At 70.7% G+C, this 16,426-nt stretch carries 18 protein-coding genes; 7 read left to right on the top strand and 11 right to left on the bottom strand.

What is annotated here, in order from left to right:
- Window positions 1–34: 34 nt before the first annotated feature.
- The gene (locus ACFWDI_RS18620; protein WP_385305229.1) at window positions 35–751 is read right to left on the bottom strand and encodes a TetR/AcrR family transcriptional regulator C-terminal domain-containing protein; all 717 of its coding nucleotides are present in this window, start codon (window positions 749–751) and stop codon (window positions 35–37) included.
- Between the two features lie 120 nt (window positions 752–871).
- Between ACFWDI_RS18620 and ACFWDI_RS18615 the strand changes: the two genes are divergently transcribed.
- Window positions 872–2,071, top strand: coding sequence for an FAD-dependent monooxygenase (locus ACFWDI_RS18615; RefSeq protein WP_385305227.1), 1,200 nt, complete (start codon window positions 872–874; stop codon window positions 2,069–2,071).
- Here the strand turns inward: ACFWDI_RS18615 and ACFWDI_RS18610 are convergent.
- Window positions 2,007–2,249 carry a hypothetical protein gene (locus ACFWDI_RS18610; RefSeq protein WP_385305225.1) on the bottom strand — a complete coding sequence of 81 codons (243 nt, stop codon included), beginning with the start codon at window positions 2,247–2,249 and terminating at the stop codon, window positions 2,007–2,009. The two genes, ACFWDI_RS18615 and ACFWDI_RS18610, sit on opposite strands and share 65 nt — an antisense overlap.
- Before the next feature lie 82 nt (window positions 2,250–2,331).
- Between ACFWDI_RS18610 and ACFWDI_RS18605 the strand changes: the two genes are divergently transcribed.
- Window positions 2,332–3,300 carry a helix-turn-helix domain-containing protein gene (locus tag ACFWDI_RS18605; protein ID WP_385305224.1) on the top strand — a complete coding sequence of 323 codons (969 nt, stop codon included), beginning with the start codon at window positions 2,332–2,334 and terminating at the stop codon, window positions 3,298–3,300.
- A 54-nt stretch (window positions 3,301–3,354) separates the two neighbouring features.
- On the opposite strand, the gene def is transcribed toward ACFWDI_RS18605, so the two are convergent.
- From def to ACFWDI_RS18565, 8 genes are all read right to left on the bottom strand, one after another.
- Window positions 3,355–3,987, bottom strand: a complete 633-nt coding sequence (gene def / locus ACFWDI_RS18600) for a peptide deformylase (RefSeq protein WP_327325973.1) — start codon at window positions 3,985–3,987, stop codon at window positions 3,355–3,357.
- A 69-nt stretch (window positions 3,988–4,056) separates the two neighbouring features.
- On the bottom strand, window positions 4,057–5,037 hold the full coding sequence (locus ACFWDI_RS18595) for a hypothetical protein (RefSeq protein ID WP_327325972.1): 981 nt from the start codon (window positions 5,035–5,037) through the stop codon (window positions 4,057–4,059).
- A gap of 96 nt (window positions 5,038–5,133) precedes the next feature.
- Window positions 5,134–6,426 (bottom strand): HD-GYP domain-containing protein, encoded by a 1,293-nt coding sequence (locus ACFWDI_RS18590; protein ID WP_385305310.1) that lies wholly within the window; start codon window positions 6,424–6,426, stop codon window positions 5,134–5,136.
- 13 nt (window positions 6,427–6,439) lie between these two features.
- Window positions 6,440–7,945, bottom strand: a complete 1,506-nt coding sequence (locus tag ACFWDI_RS18585; RefSeq protein WP_385305221.1) for an HD-GYP domain-containing protein — start codon at window positions 7,943–7,945, stop codon at window positions 6,440–6,442.
- Window positions 7,946–8,094: 149 nt separating this feature from the next.
- Window positions 8,095–8,415, bottom strand: a complete 321-nt coding sequence (gene rsrA / locus ACFWDI_RS18580; RefSeq protein ID WP_326652476.1) for a mycothiol system anti-sigma-R factor — start codon at window positions 8,413–8,415, stop codon at window positions 8,095–8,097.
- The gene (locus tag ACFWDI_RS18575; RefSeq protein WP_327325969.1) at window positions 8,412–9,077 is read right to left on the bottom strand and encodes a sigma-70 family RNA polymerase sigma factor; all 666 of its coding nucleotides are present in this window, start codon (window positions 9,075–9,077) and stop codon (window positions 8,412–8,414) included. Before ACFWDI_RS18575 ends, rsrA begins: the two co-directional genes overlap by 4 nt.
- 234 nt (window positions 9,078–9,311) lie before the next feature.
- Entirely contained in the window at window positions 9,312–9,959 is a 648-nt protein-coding gene (locus ACFWDI_RS18570; RefSeq protein ID WP_385305219.1) for an alpha/beta family hydrolase, read from the bottom strand.
- Window positions 9,960–10,395: 436 nt separating this feature from the next.
- Entirely contained in the window at window positions 10,396–11,211 is an 816-nt protein-coding gene (locus tag ACFWDI_RS18565; RefSeq protein WP_385305217.1) for an SOS response-associated peptidase, read from the bottom strand.
- A gap of 49 nt (window positions 11,212–11,260) precedes the next feature.
- Between ACFWDI_RS18565 and ACFWDI_RS18560 the strand changes: the two genes are divergently transcribed.
- From ACFWDI_RS18560 to ACFWDI_RS18545, 4 genes are all read left to right on the top strand, one after another.
- Entirely contained in the window at window positions 11,261–12,001 is a 741-nt protein-coding gene (locus ACFWDI_RS18560) for a M50 family metallopeptidase (RefSeq protein WP_327325966.1), read from the top strand.
- Window positions 12,002–12,109: 108 nt separating this feature from the next.
- Window positions 12,110–13,426: a 3-phosphoshikimate 1-carboxyvinyltransferase gene (gene aroA, locus ACFWDI_RS18555; RefSeq protein WP_385305216.1), complete on the top strand. Its 1,317-nt coding sequence runs from the start codon at window positions 12,110–12,112 to the stop codon at window positions 13,424–13,426.
- A gap of 4 nt (window positions 13,427–13,430) precedes the next feature.
- Entirely contained in the window at window positions 13,431–14,444 is a 1,014-nt protein-coding gene (gene rsgA, locus ACFWDI_RS18550) for a ribosome small subunit-dependent GTPase A (RefSeq protein ID WP_327325964.1), read from the top strand.
- 92 nt (window positions 14,445–14,536) lie between these two features.
- Window positions 14,537–14,860, top strand: a complete 324-nt coding sequence (locus tag ACFWDI_RS18545; RefSeq protein ID WP_385305213.1) for a DMT family transporter — start codon at window positions 14,537–14,539, stop codon at window positions 14,858–14,860.
- Here ACFWDI_RS18545 and ACFWDI_RS18540 read toward each other — a convergent pair.
- Window positions 14,826–15,467 carry a TetR/AcrR family transcriptional regulator gene (locus ACFWDI_RS18540; protein ID WP_385305211.1) on the bottom strand — a complete coding sequence of 214 codons (642 nt, stop codon included), beginning with the start codon at window positions 15,465–15,467 and terminating at the stop codon, window positions 14,826–14,828. The genes ACFWDI_RS18545 and ACFWDI_RS18540 overlap by 35 nt on opposite strands.
- A gap of 119 nt (window positions 15,468–15,586) precedes the next feature.
- Between ACFWDI_RS18540 and hisN the strand changes: the two genes are divergently transcribed.
- Window positions 15,587–16,387 carry a histidinol-phosphatase gene (hisN, locus tag ACFWDI_RS18535; RefSeq protein WP_327325961.1) on the top strand — a complete coding sequence of 267 codons (801 nt, stop codon included), beginning with the start codon at window positions 15,587–15,589 and terminating at the stop codon, window positions 16,385–16,387.
- Window positions 16,388–16,426: the final 39 nt, after the last annotated feature.

Raw genomic sequence — 16,426 nt, 5'->3', positions numbered from 1 at the left:
GCGGTGTGCACCGGCGTCGAAATCGAGCTGACAATCAGCGGGCGCGCCGGTCAATGAGTACGGCCAATCCGTCCAGGATGCGCTGCAGGCCGAACTCCCATGCCTGGTCACCCTCGCCGGGCTGAGCCGCCGAGGCGAGCGCAGCAGTGAGGGCGGGGAAGCGCTCACCGTGTGCCTGCATCAGCTCTCCGAGGATGGCGCCCAGCTGGGCCTCGGGGTTGCCTGCCGGACCTGCCGCGCGGGTCTGCTGGACGATGGCGCGTACGTGTCCGGCCAACAGGACCGCGGCATCCATCCGTTCGGCGCCGCTGAGCCCGGTACCGTCCAGCGCCGAGATTGCCCGCTCCATCCAGGACAGCTCCGCGGGACCCATGACCCGCGGCCCGACGGTGGCATCCAGCGCCCATGGGTGCCGGCGAAAGACAGCGATCAGTCGACGAGCCCAGTCCTCGAGCCGGTCCCGCCAGCCGTCAGGCCGCTCAGCCTCGGTCGGGTACGCGCCGAGCGCGGCGTCCACCATCAACGCGACCAACTCGGCCTTGCCCGGCACATACCGGTACAGCGCCATCTTGGTGACGTCCAGCAGCGCGGCGACCCGTTGCATGGACACAGCGCCCAAGCCCTCGGAGTCGGCGACCTCGATCCCGGCCCGCGCGATGCGGTCCAGGTCAAGTGTCGGTTTGGGGCCTCGCGCGGGCCTGGGGTGGGGGCCCCACAGCAGCCGCATCGTCTCGACGTGCTTGTCACCCATGCGCGTCGCCCCTCCTGTCGAGCCTTGTGGATCAGCCGAGCCTTGCCGGGTCCACCGAACTGTGTCTATCGTACACAGTAACTACAGTGTCCACCGGACACAGTTTCAATGGGGGGAACCATGATCCAGAACGTCCTCATCTCCGGCGCGAGCATCGCCGGTCCGGCGTTGGCCTACTGGCTGGGGCGCCACGGCTTCAGGCCCACAGTCGTCGAGTTGGCCCCGGCCCTGCGCGACGGCGGCCAGGCCGTCGACTTCCGCGGCGAGACTCACCTGACCGTCCTGGAGCGCATGGGTGTACTGAACGATCTGCGCCGGATCCAGACCGGCGGCAGCCCGATGCGCTTCGTCGACGACGACGGCCGGCAACTGCTGCACCTGCCGGCCGAGTTCGCCGGCGGTGGCATAGAGGTGCTTCGCGGTGACCTGGCCCGGGTGCTGCACAAGCACAGCCTCCCCCGGGCCGAGTACATCTTCGGCGACTCGATCACCAACCTCACCGAGACCTCGTCCGGCGTACAGGTCGACTTCCGGCACGGAGCCTCACGCGCGTTCGACCTTGTGATCGGCGCGGACGGGCTGCACTCCAACGTCCGCCGCATCGCCTTCGGCCCGGAGAAGGACTATGTGAGCCACCTCGGCCACTACGCGGCCACCTGGCAGCTCTCCAACTACCCGGGCCTGGCGAAGGGCTCGGTCTGCTACAACGCTCCGGGCCGACTCGCCTCCTTCGGCGCCGACCACCGGGACCCCGAGCGGGCAGGGGCCTTTTTCGTCTTCGCCGCGCCTCAGGTGTCGTACGACCGTCACGACCTCGATCAGCAGAAGGCGCTGATCACCAAGGCCTTCACCGGCCTCGGCTGGGAAGTGCCGCGACTCCTCGAATCCCTGCAGCAGGCGCCGGACCTGTACTTCGACTCAATCAGCCGGGCGGACGTGGACACCTGGTCCACGGGCCGGATCGGTCTCGTCGGAGACGCCGCGTTCGGGGCCACCATCGGCGGCATGGGAACGGGGGCCGCGGTGGTCGCCGCCTACGTGCTGGCCGGCGAACTCGCGCGGGCCAAGGGCGACCACCGGGTGGCCTTCACCCGCTACGAGAGCAGACTTCGGCGGTACGTCACGGGCTGCCAGAAGGGCGGCGACCGCACCGGAAAGTTCCTCGCCCCCGGCACCAGGACCGGCATACGCGTGCGCAACAGCCTGTTGTCCCGGCCCCTGCTCATGAACGGCATGCTCAAACTGGGAGAGAAGGTCAGCAGCGTCGCAGCCCTGCCCGACTACCGACCGAGCCCACTCGCGCCGACGGACGCCGCGTGACCCGGGACCGGACCTCGAGTTGCCGCTCGACGAGCTGATGGGGTCCTTCCTCGACGAGCTGCTCGGCCCGGCGCAGCTGGCGGTCGATGGCGCGCTCCCTGGCGTGCCCGACAAAGGCGGGAAGCGTGATCAGCCCGAACAGGACGAGTACGAAGAGGTAGTTCAGGAAGGTGTTCATGACGTCCACTGTCGTCCTTCCGCGCCGAAGAAGTCAGTGGCAGGACTGTCATCAACCATCGAATTGCTGCCACACTGATTCCATGCTGAAAAATGTGGCTGCCGTCCTGCTGGACGAGGTGCACCCCTTCGAACTCGGCGTCCTCTGCGAGGTGTTCGGCCTCGACCGCAGCGACGAAGGACTGCCCGTCTACGACTTCGCCGCGGTCTCCGCCGAGGGCCCCACCCTGCACACCCATGCCGGGTTCACCATCAGCACTCCGTACGGCCTCGAACGGCTGGACGAGGCCGACCTGATCGCCGTCACCACCGGCGGCTCGTACCCCACCCGCGGCTATCCCGACGAGCTCCTCGAGTCACTGCGCCGCGCCGTGGACCGTGGCGCCCGTGTGCTCAGCGTCTGCTCCGGCGCGTTCGTCCTCGGTGCCGCGGGACTGCTCGACGGCCGCCGCTGCACCACCCACTGGCGGCATGTGCAGGCGCTGGCCCGCCGCCATCCGCGGGCCCTCGTGGACCCCGATGTGCTGTACGTCGACGAGGGGCCGGTGATCACCTCGGCCGGCACCGCTGCAGCGATCGACGCCTGCCTTCATGTCGTACGCCAGGAGCACGGCCCCGAGGTCGCCAACAAAGTCGCCCGGCGGATGGTGATCCCGCCGCACCGCGACGGCGGGCAGGCGCAGTACATCGAGCGCCCACTGCCACGCACCCCCTGCGACACCGTCGGCGACGTGCTGTCCTGGATGGAACGGCATCTGGACCGCGAGATGACCGTCGAGCAGCTCGCGGCCCGCGCCCATATGTCACCGCGCACCTTCGCCCGCCGCTTCCAGCAGGAGACGGGGACCACTCCGTACCGCTGGCTGCTGCGCCAACGGGTGCTGCTGTCACAGCAGTTGCTGGAGTCGACGGACGAGACGGTGGATGCGATCGCTGGCCGCGCCGGCTTCGGGAACGCGGCCGGGCTGCGCCACCACTTCCTCCGTACGCTCGGCACCACACCGAACGCGTACCGCCGGACCTTCCGAGGCCCGGTGCGCGACGTCGCGTAAACGCCCGAGGGCCCCGCTCGCTGTGAGCGGGGCCCTCGGGCGAACGCAGAAGGATCAGGCGTTCGGGACGGTCTCGTAGCGCGGCGTGCCCTCTTCCATCTGCCGCAGTGCGTCCTTGCGGTCCCGCTTCGAGAGCCGGTCGATGTACAGGTATCCGTACAGGTGGTCCGTCTCGTGCTGCAGGCAGCGGGCGAAGTACCCCGTGCCACGCACCTTGATCGGCTTGCCCTCGGCGTCCTGCCCGCGCACCACCGCGTAGTCGGGACGCGCCAGCGCCGCGTACGCCGTCGGGACGGACAGGCAGCCCTCGTTGGCCTCGTCCAGGACACGGCGCTCGGCCGGCAGCTCCTCGAGCACCGGGTTGCAGACGACGCCGACGTGACGTACGCCTTCGTCGTCCATGCAGTCGTAGACGAAGACCTTCAGGTCCACGCCGATCTGGTTGGCGGCCAGGCCCACACCCTCCGCCGTCCGCTGGCTGGCGAACATGTCGTCGATGAGAGCGGCGAGCTTGTCGTCGAACTCGGTGACGTCCTTGCACTCCTTGTGGAGCACCGGATTGCCGACGACCGTGATCAGGCGCGAGGTGCCACGCTCGCGGTACGCCAGCTCGCGCTCCTCGCAGTCTTCCGTGTCCACGACGAAACCATCGTTGACCTGCTGGTCCGTCTCCTGCTGCGACGCCATGTCAGCCGTACGCCCTTCTCAGTACCCGATGCTTGCTCACTCTGTGCCCGTACAGCCTACGGCCAGGGGTCAGCAGACTTCCTCGAGATCCCGCCACTCACGGGAGTCCGGGCTGTCCGCGACCCAGCTGTCCAGCAGGCCGCGTACGAGCCCGGCGGGCGCCGCGATGCCGCACTCGCGCTCCGGGGACCACAGATCGCCGGCCGTGCGGTGGCCCAGCGGCCCCGGGTGTCCCGGCTCGCTGTGGTCGTGCGGGTCGAGGTGCTCACCCTCGCCCTCGGCACTGGGCATACGGCTCTCGGAACAGGCCCGGCACAGCAGCCGCACCGACGAGGACCAGTCCTCGGCTGCGAATCCGGCGTCGGCGGCGAGCTGCTCCAGTGCGTCCCGGTCGGCCTCGGTCGCGGCCTCGAGCAGGACCACCCAGGTGGGTACGGGCGAGGGGGCCCAGAGCTCGATCTCGTCGAAGACGGGGTAGGACGGTCCCGCGGTGGTGGTCCGCTCGCCGTGGGGCACTCCGTCGTGCAGGACGACCTCGCCCCAGCGGCGCCCGGAGGACGGCAGCGGGATGGAGAGCACTTCTATCCGTGCCGGGTCGAGCCTGCGGCCCCACACCACTTCGGCCTCGCCCTCGGGCGAGAGGCGGACGGCCGCACTTCCCAGCTCCATGCCGACCGGCTCGCCGTTCGCGGCGGCCGCACCCGGCACCTTGAGTCCGTAGGCCTGCCAGGAGCGACGGGCCAGCGGCCAGTCCTGCAGGGCGGTGGCGGCGATTCCGACGTTCCACCAGTCGGGGGCGCCGGTCTCCTTGTCCAGCAGGGCGACGGCACGCAGTCCCGCGGCGCGCGCCTGCTCCCAGTCGTGCCGGAACTTGTGCAGCAGCGCCAGGTTGAACCAGGACTCGGAGAGCCAGGGCTCAAGGTCCGCGGCCCGTGTCAGCAGCGCTCCCGCGTCCTCGTACCGCCCGTCGCCGATCAGCGTGAACGCGCGGTCGGTGGCCTGCCGCCAAGAGGCGGAGGGCCGATGCCGTACCTTCCCGAAGATCCTCACGATTCCCGCCTGCCGGTCGCTCGGGTCAGTGCCCCCGGACACCCTCTTCTTCGCATCCAACCATGCCCGGTCACAGGCTCGCTCATTACCCATGGGTTACCCAGGTGGGACCGGGGCCAGACCGCCTCGTGCGAGGACTCTGGCAAGCGATTCGACAACCTCGGGCTGGTAGTCGTGGGCGGTGCCGAGCCGCAGCCGTTCGAGTGCCGTGAGCGCCCCGCCCGCTGTTCCTCCGCTTCCCCCGGTGAGATCGTCGTATGCGTTGACGGTCCGGACGATCCTGGCGGGCAGCGGCTGTTCCCGGTACGGATCTGCCTGGCGCTCCACGACGACGGCGACGGCCACGGGCACGCCGGTCTGCCGGACGACCGCTCCGCCGAGGAGCGCGATACGTCGCTGCTCGGCGGCGGGCAGCAGAGCGGTGGCGCCCTCCGGTACGGGGTCGACGAGAGAGAGCTGGCCGATGTCGTGCATCAGCGCCGCGTACTCCAGAACGGTCAGATCGGGCCCGGAGAGCCCCAGCTCGCGCCCGACGGCGGTGCTGAGCGCGGCGACTCGGCGGGCGTGGCCGGACTGGGTGTAGCCGGCGATTTCGGTGGAGCGGGCGAGGGAGGCGATGGTCTGCCGGTTGGTGGTCCTGACCGCGGTGTAGCGCCGGAAGGACAGCTGGGTGAGCAGGAGAGGTACGCAGAACACAGGAAGCGCCCACAGTCCGGCGACGGCGACGGCGAGCGCCATCACGGCTCCGGTGGCGCAGACGGCGGAGCCGATTCCGAGGAGGGCCCTCAGCTCGTCGCGCAGCAGCGGCCCGTACGGAACGGGGGTACCTCCCATGCGCTTGGCGCTGTGGGAGAGGGTGCGGGCGCGCAGCATCGCGGCGGCTATGACCGCGTCGCACAGGGCGGTCAGTCCGAGCAGGACGAGGAGGAAGACCGCATGGTATGCCCCGTGCCCGATGACTTTTCCCAACTCGCCCGAGTTGTACAGCGGCTGGAAGCACACGGCGGCGAACCCGACGGTCAGCACCCGCCGCGCCACATGATCGAGCGCGGGCCCGCTCCCGCGCGCCACATGCGGTACGGCGCCGACGAGCGCGGCTGCGACGACGACGGCGACGACCTGGAGGACGCCATGGGTGGTGGGCTCCCCCGCGCACTCGCCGAGCAGCGCATACGCGAGCGCCCCGGCGGCCGCGAGTGGCGCGGGCTCCCGCTCGCCGGGCAGGGCCCCCCACCGGACGAGCTCGCCGACGAGGATGAGGGCACCGAAGGCGAGGGCGTTCCCGGGCTCGTCCACTCCCTGCCACGCGGTCCACGCCAGCCCGGCCCCGATGAGCAGGGCGGCGGCGGTGTACAGGGCGCCAACGATGACGCCGGGCCGCCGTATCACGCCACGCCCGCTCTCACCCCGGGCCACCCGCCGCACCGTCGTCACGCCCGGGCACTGCCACGCGCGGCGGCTCCGGCTGAGGCGGCACGTTTCCTCGCAGGTCCGGCCCGCGCGCCGCCCCCGCCGACTCGCGCGCCACCGCCGCCGGCTGGTCCGATGTCACCGCCGCCGGCTGGTCCGACATCACCCCCGCCGGCTCGTCCGACGTCACCGCCGTCTCCCAGCCGTGCCGCTCCAGCGCCTTGGCCAGCGCCCGCACCATCTCCGGGTCGAACTGCGTCCCCGCGCACCGCCGCAGCTCCTCCAGCGCCACCGCCACCGGCCGGGCCCGCCGGTACGACCGGGTCGAGGTCATCGCGTCGAACGCGTCCGCCACAGCCACCACCCGCGCGAACTCCGGGATCTGGCCCCCGGCCAGCCCGTACGGGTAACCGCTCCCGTCCAGCCGCTCGTGATGGTGCAGGATCGCCGCCCGCGCCTCCCCCAGGAACCCGATGCCGCGCACCATCTCGTGCCCGTACTCCGGATGCAGCTCGATCACCCGCCGCTCGTCCGGCGTCAGCGGACCGTCCTTGCGCAGCACCCGCGTCGGCACCCCGAGCTTGCCGACGTCGTGGAGTATCCCGGCGAACCGGAGCACCTCGAGCCGCTCCTCCTCCATGCTCAGTTCGCGCGCGATCAGCACCGACGCCCGCCCCACCCGCTCGCTGTGCCCGCGGGTGTACTTGTCCTTGATGTCGACGGCCTGCACCAGCGCCCGGATGGTCGCCTGATGGGCGGCGCGCTCACGGTGGTACTGGGCGAAGATCCAGCAGGAGATGTACATCGGCAGCAGGACGAAGAGCGCGGAGAGCGGCCCGTACGGACTGCGCCACAGCACCGCCATCATCAGTCCGGCGAGCCCGTGCGCACAGTGCGGCGCCGCCGAGCGCACCAGCATCCCGCGCCAGGCGGTCCGTACGGACAGGCGTTCCGCGGTGGCCAGGATGCCGACGTCGAGCGCGGTCAGCACCAGGCAGAAGGCGAGCGCACCGGCGGCCGCCGGCAGCAGCGCGTACGGAAAGTCCGGTGCCCGCAGTGTCCGCTCACCGTTCAGCAGCAGATACGCATGTGCCGCGCCCCAGGTCGCGAGCGCGAGCTGCGCGGCGCGCCAGATCCGGCGTACTCCGGCCGGGCGCCGGTCGACCCGCCCCAGCAGCGCGCCGGGCACGGCGACGAGCGCGGCCGCGGCGGGCGGCAGCAGAAAGGCGGCGGCGAGGAGTACGGGGAAGAACGATCCGGCAGCCACCGGCACGGAGTCGCCGAGGTAGCGGCAGCGGGCGGGCAGCTCGCACACGGCGTACAGCCCGGCGAGCATCAGTACGGCGCTCCAGGGGGCCTCGGCGCCAGGCCGCGGCGCGGGCAGTACGGGCGGTACAGGCAGTGCAGGCAGTGCAGGCAGTACGGGCAGCGCACACGCCACAGCGCTCAGTACGGCGCACAGAATGTACGCGCGTGCCGCCGTCGGTATGGCCTTCACTGCCTGCACCCCCCTCAAATCGAGCGCCTAGGCTAGCGAGTTGAGGGGTGTACGGCGGCCGGAAGCCTGCGATTCGCACCTACGGGTGACATACGAACAGGGTGCGTCGCGACAACCGCGACACACCCTGTTCGTATGTACGAGTGCGCCTACTCCTGCGCGACGCTCGGCAGCTCGGCGCCGGAGACCGTCACATCGTGGTCGGGCACGGCCTGCCCGGACCGGATCAGATCGATGCGTCCCATGACCTTGGCCCGCAGATCGCTGGGCACGTCGTCATGTCCGCAGCAACGCTTCACCAGCTTCTTCACGGCCTGCTCGAGCCCGTACTTCTCCAGGCAGGGGGAGCACTCCTCGAAGTGCACCTCGAACTTGGTGCAGTCGCTGTCGGGCATTTCGTGGTCGAGAAACTCATAGAGATGGTCCAGGACCTCTGAGCAGTCCGTCTCGTGCGGCTCTCCGCAGCTCATGAGCCTGAGCCTTTCGCTTCGTTCGACTCTCCTGCACCGGCCGGGACGAGCCCGCGCTCGCGGGCGTAGTCCTCCAGCATGCCGCGCAGTTGACGGCGGCCACGGTGCAGCCTGGACATCACTGTGCCGATGGGTGTTCCCATGATGTCCGCGATCTCCTTGTACGCAAAGCCCTCTACGTCGGCGAGATAGACCGCCATGCGGAACTCTTCGGGGATCGCCTGGAGAGCCGCCTTGACGTCCGAGTCCGGCAGATGGTCGAGGGCCTGCGACTCGGCGGAACGCAGCCCGGTCGACATGTGCGACTCGGCGCGCGCGAGCTGCCAGTCCTCGATCTCCTCCGCGGCGCTGCGCTGGGGCTCGCGCTGCTTCTTGCGGTAGGAGTTGATGAAGGTGTTCGTGAGAATCCGGTACAGCCACGCCTTGAGGTTCGTGCCCTCACGGAACTGGTGGAAGGATCCGTACGCCTTGGCAAACGTCTCCTGCACCAGGTCTTCGGCATCGGCCGGATTGCGCGTCATGCGCAGCGCGGCCGAGTACATCTGGTCGAGGTACCCGAGGGCGTCCCGCTCGAAGCGGGAATTGCGCTCGGCGGTCGTCTCCTCGGACTGCTCCGCCTGGCCGTCGTCGGTCCCTGCGTCGGTCCCAGTGACCGGACCCACCTCCTCCAACGATGTGGCGAGGCCGAATGCCGACCCGCTCGAATCGGAGGATAGACGACGATCCGCTCCGTCCGCCGCCCGAACAGGGGCGGTCTTCGCCGCGGAAAGCACCGTCCACTCCAGGTCAGCGGCGTGCGAGCGGCTCGGGCAGATGGTCGAACCCATGCGACGGACTCCCTACTCAATGCACCATGCTCTGTTTCTCCGACACCCGCCACAACAGTGCTCGTACGCTCAGCATTCCCGGAGTCCGCGGGCCCAGCCGGCGACCGCATCCGTGATGATGCTCACCACCTCGGCCTCGGCCATCCCCGCCCGCTTGGGCACGCCGAACCCGTGATCCCCGTACGGGACTTCCACAAGTTCGTACGCCCCCTCGGGGAACTCTCCGGGCTTGCCGAAGGGATCATTCCCGCCCTGTACGACGAGGGTCGGCACCCCGGCGCCGAGGAGCTCGTCGGCGCGGGACTTCTCGGGCCTGCCGGGCGGATGCAGCGGAAAACTCAACGCGAGCACGCCGACGGCGCCGAGCTCCTGGGCGGTCCGGCAGGCGACCCGAGCCCCGGCACTGCGCCCACCGGCGACGACGGGCAGCCCGGGCTTCTGCAGCGCGGGCCAGACCCCGCGCCACCCGACGTCGAGCGTCTTGGGCGCGGGCGCGAGCTTCTTCCCCGCCACCCGCCACGGCTGCTCGACGAGCGCGACCGTGACCCGCTCCTGGGGCAGGACACCGGCAATCCCCTGCAGATCCCGCGCCTCGATGCCACCCCCGGCACCATGACTGAGCGCCAGCACAAGCCGCGCCCGCTCGGCCGCGTACCAGGTGATGCGGGCGTCCCCGGCGGCTGTCTCAATGATCTCGATCCGACTCACAAGCCCCATCCTGCCGCTGTCGGGGCGCGAGGGTTGTGTGGTGGGGGTACGGGTACCGCTGCGGCTCCCTCGAACGGCAGCAGCTCCGCGCTGCGGGGGGAGCGAGGGTGGTGTCGTAGCGCGCCGCACGCCTGCCGGCCATGGTCAAAAGCGGACACCGCCCGGCGGCCGTCCGGGCGCGCTGCTGCCGCGACCGCGAACTCTGCGGCGTACGAGCCCGGGGCCGGGTCGACGACCTGCCGCCGGACTCGCGACACGAAGACGCCGGTCCCTGGCGTCCGCAGGACATCACCCGCCGCCAGGCCCCGCGGCGCGCGGCTGCCGCTCGCCGAGGTGCGGGGTCCCGGGCCCCGCCGTCCCGCGCCCCGGGGGTCCGGGGGTCCGGGGGTCCGGGGGTTTGCCTCAGGTGTCGGGAAGGGGCGGGGCCGGGGAGAACCACCCCCGGTCAGAACAGCGTGCCCACTTCCGGCCCCGACAGCTCCTCCAGCAGCTCCGGCCCGTTGTTCCGGACATTGCTGACCGCCGTCGTCACCGGATACGCCCTCATCAACCCACCCGGCGGCGGCTCCAGCAGCCCACGCAGCTCCTCCACATCCGTCCTGGACGGGTCCAGCCACGCGTCCCACCGGTCCGGCGTCAGCATCAGCGGCATGCGCGGGTGGATGTCCGAGAGCGACCGCGGGCCCTCCGCCGGGGCCACCCCCAACGGTCCCGTCTCCGCCTCCGTCGTGATCACCGAGCACGTCACCCACCACGCCTGCGGATGATCGTCCGGCAGCGTGCGATCACGCCAGAACTCGTACAGGCCGGCCATCGCGAACACCGACCCGTCCGACGGCGTCACGAAGTACGGCTGCTTCCGCGGCCGCTTCTTCTTCCCCTCGACCTCCAGCTCCCGCTCCCCCGCCCCGGTCACCCACTCGTAATAGCCGTCCGCCGGCAGAATGCAGCGCCGGGACACGAACGACCTGCGGAACGACGGCTTCTCGTGCACCGTCTCCGCCCGCGCGTTGATCATCCGCGCGCCGCCCTCCGGCGACTTCGCCCACGACGGCACGAGCCCCCACTTCAGGCCCCGCAGCTGGCGAACCGGACGACGGTCTTCAGCGTCCTTAACAGGGCGTTCGAGAATCGCGTAGACCTCCTTCGTGGGGGCCACGTTCCAATCGGGCGCCAGCGTCTCCTCCGGCTCCCACTTCTCGACCTCGAAGAGTCCTGCGAGATCCTCGGGCCTACGACTCGCTGCATACCGTCCGCACATGAGTGCCACACTGCCACTCCCGCCCGCCTCCCGAGGAGCCGCCCGAGAAATGGCCAGCACCGATCCCGCCACCAGCCTCAGCAGCGCCGCGATAGGCGACCTCTGGGACCGCGTCTTTGGCACCCAGCCCGTCCCCGCCGAGTGGCTCGTCATCGTCACCGGCCTGGTCGCCCTCGCCGCCGTCGTGCCCCACTCCCTCTGGCGGCTCTCCCGCAACGCGATCACCATCGCCCACGAAGGCGGCCACGGCCTCGTCGCCCTGCTCACCGGCCGCCGCCTCGACGGCATCCGGCTGCACTCCGACACCAGCGGCCTCACCGTCAGCGCCGGCAAGCCGACCGGGATCGGCATGATCCTTACCGCCGCCGCCGGCTACACCGCTCCGCCGCTGCTCGGCCTCGGCGGTGCCTACCTGCTCGCCGCGCACCACATCACGCTGCTCCTCTGGCTGGCCACCGCCCTGCTCATCGCGATGCTGGTGATGATCCGCAATGCGTACGGCGCACTCACCGTAATCCTCACGGGTGCCGCCTTCCTGCTCATCTCCTGGCTGACAGAACCCGGCGTTCAGTCCGTCTTCGCCTATCTCGCCGTCTGGTTCCTGCTGCTCGGTGGCGTACGGCCGGCCTTCGAGCTCCAGTCCAAGCGCCGCCACGGCGGGGCCCCGGACTCGGACGCCGACCAACTCTCCCGGCTGACCCATGTGCCGGCCGCGATGTGGCTGTTCCTCTTCCACGCGGTGTCGATCTGTTCGCTGATCGGCGGCGGCCGCTGGCTGCTGGGCCTCTGACCGTCGGCCAAAGCCCCCGGAGAGCCCTCTATCACCCCATGATTACGCCCCGATTTCGGAGCATTTGATCAAGATCCGACTCTCCGCCGAGCCACTAAAGTGATGGCCATGACCGAAAGCTCCGTGCACCCTGCCCTCTGGCCCGCCCCCTACGCGACCGGAGCCGTCGAAGCGACGGTCACCGTGCCCGGATCGAAATCGGTCACCAACCGGGCCATGGTGCTTGCCGCGCTCGCCGCCGAACCCGGCTGGCTGCGCCGCCCGCTCCGCTCCCGCGACAGCTTCCTGATGGCCGAGGCACTGCGCGCTCTCGGCGTCGGCATCGAGGAGGGCGTGGGCCCCGACGGCGGGGGTGAGACCTGGCGCGTCATCCCGTCCGGCCTGCACGGCCCTGCCACGGTCGACGTCGGAAACGCCGGTACGGTGATGCGCTTCCTGCCTCCCGTCGCCGCGCTCGCCGACGGCCCGGTCCGCTTCGACGGCGACCCCCGTTCCTACGAACGCCCGCTCGGCGGCGTGATCGACGCGCTCCGCGTCCTCGGCGCCCGTATCGACGACGACGGCCGGGGCGCACTCCCCATGACCGTGTACGGCGGCGGCGCGCTGGACGGCGGCCCGGTGGAGATCGACGCCTCCTCGTCCTCCCAGTTCGTCTCCGCACTGCTGCTCTCCGCCCCGCGCTTCAACCAGGGCGTGGAGGTACGGCACATCGGCGGCAAGCTCCCTTCCATGCCGCACATCCGGATGACCGTCGACATGCTCCGCGCCGTCGGCGCCCAGGTCGACGAGCCGGAGACCGGCGGCGAGCCCAATGTCTGGCGGGTCTCCCCGTCCGCCCTGCTCGGCCGTGATCTCACCGTCGAGCCCGACCTCTCCAACGCCCAGCCGTTCCTGGCGGCCGCGCTGGTCACCGGCGGCCGGGTCACCATCCCCGACTGGCCCGAGCGCACCACCCAGCCAGGTGACGCGCTGCGCGAGATCTTCACCGAGATGGGCGGCTCCTGCGAGCTGACCGACGGCGGTCTGGTCTTCACCGGCAGCGGCCGTATCCACGGCATCGACGTCGACCTCGGTGAGGTCGGTGAGCTGACCCCGGGCATCGCGGCGGTCGCGGCGCTCGCCGACTCCCCCTCCACGCTGCGCGGCGTCGCCCATCTGCGCCTCCATGAGACGGACCGCCTCGCGGCCCTCACCAAGGAGATCAACGAACTCGGCGGCGACGTCACCGAGACCGAGGACGGCCTCCATATCCGCCCGCGCCCGCTGCACGGCGGCGTCTTCCATACGTACGAGGACCACCGGATGGCCACGGCCGGCGCGATCATCGGCCTCGCGGTCGACGGCGTACAGATCGAGAACGTCGCGACAACCGCCAAGACACTCCCCGACTTCCCGCAGATGTGGGCCGGAATGCTCGGGGCCTGAGGACATGCGCCGCTACGGCAAGAACCCCGACGAGGACGACATCCGCGTCCGCCCCAACCGCAAGGGCAATCGCCCGCGGACCAATATCCGCCCCAAGCACGAGGACGCGATCGAGGGCATGGTCCTCACCGTGGACCGGGGCCGGCTCACCTGCCTCGTCGACGACCGGGTCGTCATGGCGATGAAGGCCCGCGAACTGGGCCGCAAGGCCGCGGTGGTCGGCGACCGGGTCGGCATCGTCGGCGACCTCTCCGGCGAGAAGGACACCCTCGCGCGCATCGTGCGTATCGAGCCGCGCAAGTCGGTGCTGCGGCGCACGGCGGACGACGATGATCCCTTCGAGCGCGTGGTCGTCGCCAACGCCGACCAGCTGGCGATCGTGACGGCGCTGGCCGACCCCGAGCCGCGCCCCCGGCTGATCGACCGCTGCCTCGTCGCCGCGTACGACGGCGGGCTGACCCCGCTGCTCGTACTGACCAAATCGGATCTGGCCTCGCCGGACGAGCTGCTGGAGATGTACGGAGCGCTCGGCGTTCCCCATGTGGTCACCACCCGCGACGAGTTCGTGGACGGCGTCGCAGCCGAGCGGGTCCATGAGCACCTCAAAGGCCGGACCACCGCCTTCGTCGGCCACTCCGGCGTCGGCAAGACCACCCTGGTCAACGCCCTCGTACCGAAGGAACGCCGACGGAGCACCGGCCTTGTCAACGCGGTCACCGGACGCGGCCGGCACACCACCACCTCCGCGCTCGCCCTCCCGCTCGCGGACGCGGACGGCGGCTGGGTGATCGACACCCCGGGCGTGCGCTCCTTCGGTCTGCACCATGTCGATCCGTCCCGGGTGATCCTCGCCTTCCCCGATCTCGTACCGGGTACGGAGGGCTGTCCGCGCGCCTGCAGTCATGACGAGCCGGAGTGCGCGCTGGACGAGTGGGTGGCCGAGGGGCACGCCGATCCGGCGCGGCTCTACTCGCTGCGGCGGCTGCTCGCCACGCGGGAACGACGCGAAGGCGACTGACGCGCGCACGTTTGCGAGCTGTCGATGCCGGTAAGTGCATAATCGCACCGAGTGCGACTAAGCAGTCACCGACCGACGCGGGAGGCACAGCCATGGCGTGGCTGCTGGTGGTGGTCGCCGGATTCCTGGAAACGGGCTTCGCGGTCTGCCTCAAGCTCTCGCACGGTTTCACCAGGCTCTGGCCGACGGTCGCCTTCGCCAGTTTCGCGCTCGGCAGCTTCGGCCTGCTGACGCTCGCCTTGAAGAAGCTCGATGTGGGTCCCGCCTACGCGGTGTGGACGGGCATCGGCGCGGCAGGCACCGCGATCTACGGAATGGTCTTCCTCGACGATGTGGTCTCCACCCTCAAGATCATCTCCATCACGCTGGTGATCATCGGCGTCATCGGCCTGCAGCTCTCGGGCTCGGCCCACTGACGGCCCCGCCGACGGCCGTACGCACCAGCGGACCGACCCCCTCACCGACCGGCGCGATCACATACGAGAGCGCGAGCCGCACCGTCAGCTCGCAGCGGTGCGCCAGATGGGCCGACTCCTCCCTCGTACGGGTGTCCTGCCGGCCCCTGCCCAGTGCGGCGAGCGAGCGGTCCCGTACCGAAGCGACCAGCTCGGCCGGGGCCGGCAGCCCCGCGTCCGCACGCCGCTGGGCCGGCACTCCGGACATCGCGGCGTCGCGTCGGGCAGGCTTCGGCACCGGCAGCCGTTCGCCCCAGCAGCCGGTGAGCAGGGCCCTCAGCAGCGGTCTCGCCCGGGCCTCGCCGACGGTCCACTCGGCGACCGCCACCAGCCGGTCCGCAGCCCCGGTCCACTCGGCCAGCATCCGTTCCACTCCATGGAGGTACTGGTCGGCCTCGCGCCGCACCAGTGCGCGGGCGAGGCCGTCCTTGCTGCCGAACTCGTTGTAGAGGGTCTGCCGCGAGACCCCGGCGGCGGATGCGACGTCCACCATCCGTACCGCTGCCCAGGGCAGGTCTGCGAGCGCCGCGAGAGCGGCGTTCAGTAGGGACTCTCGCGCTGTAGGCATCGTCGCCTCCCAGGCCAAGCGGCACTGGGCTCAGGGTTGACGTGCGGCCCCCCACTGTCAATAGCCCCGGCAGACAGGGACCCGGGAGGGGCCTGGGAAGCCCCGATAGAGTGACGACCATGCCCGACTACCACGATGATCTGCGTCTCGCCCATGTCCTCGCGGACGCCGCCGACGCCGCCACCATGGACCGGTTCAAGGCCATGGACCTCAAGGTGGAGACCAAGCCGGACATGACGCCGGTGAGCGAGGCCGACAAGGCGGCGGAGGAGCTGATCCGCGGACAGCTCCAGCGGGCACGGCCGCGTGACGCGATCCTCGGCGAGGAGTACGGCATCGAGGGCACGGGCCCGCGCCGCTGGGTCATCGACCCGATCGACGGCACCAAGAACTACGTACGCGGTGTGCCGGTCTGGGCAACGCTGATCTCGCTGATGGTGCAGGGCGAGGGCGGCTACCAGCCCGTCGTGGGCGTGGTGTCGGCCCCGGCGCTGGGCCGCCGCTGGTGGGCCGCTCAGGGCCGCGGCGCCTACACCGGGCGCAGTCTGACCTCCGCGAGCCGGCTGCAGGTCTCCAAGGTCGGCCGGATCGCGGACGCCTCGTTCGCGTTCTCCTCGATCACCGGCTGGGAGGAGCAGGGGCGGCTCGACGGGTTCATGGATCTGACCCGGGCCTGCTGGCGCACCCGTGGTTACGGCGACTTCTGGCCGTACATGATGGTCGCCGAGGGTTCGGTGGACATCTGCGCCGAGCCGGAGCTCTCACTGTGGGACATGGCGGCGACGGCGATCGTCGTGCAGGAGGCGGGCGGATCCTTCACCGGCCTCGACGGGCGCCCGGGCCCGCACAGCGGCAACGCAGCCGCGTCCAACGGCCTGCTCCACGAGGAACTGCTGGGCTATCTCAACCAGCGGTACTGACGGGTACATACACCTTTTCCATGAGCTTCCGCGCGCCGC

It is taken from the genome of Streptomyces sp. NPDC060064 (assembly GCF_042736455.1).
GTDB lineage: Bacteria > Actinomycetota > Actinomycetes > Streptomycetales > Streptomycetaceae > Streptomyces.
Note: the sequence above shows the minus strand (reverse complement) of the source record. Positions and strands in the feature narration are given on the sequence as shown.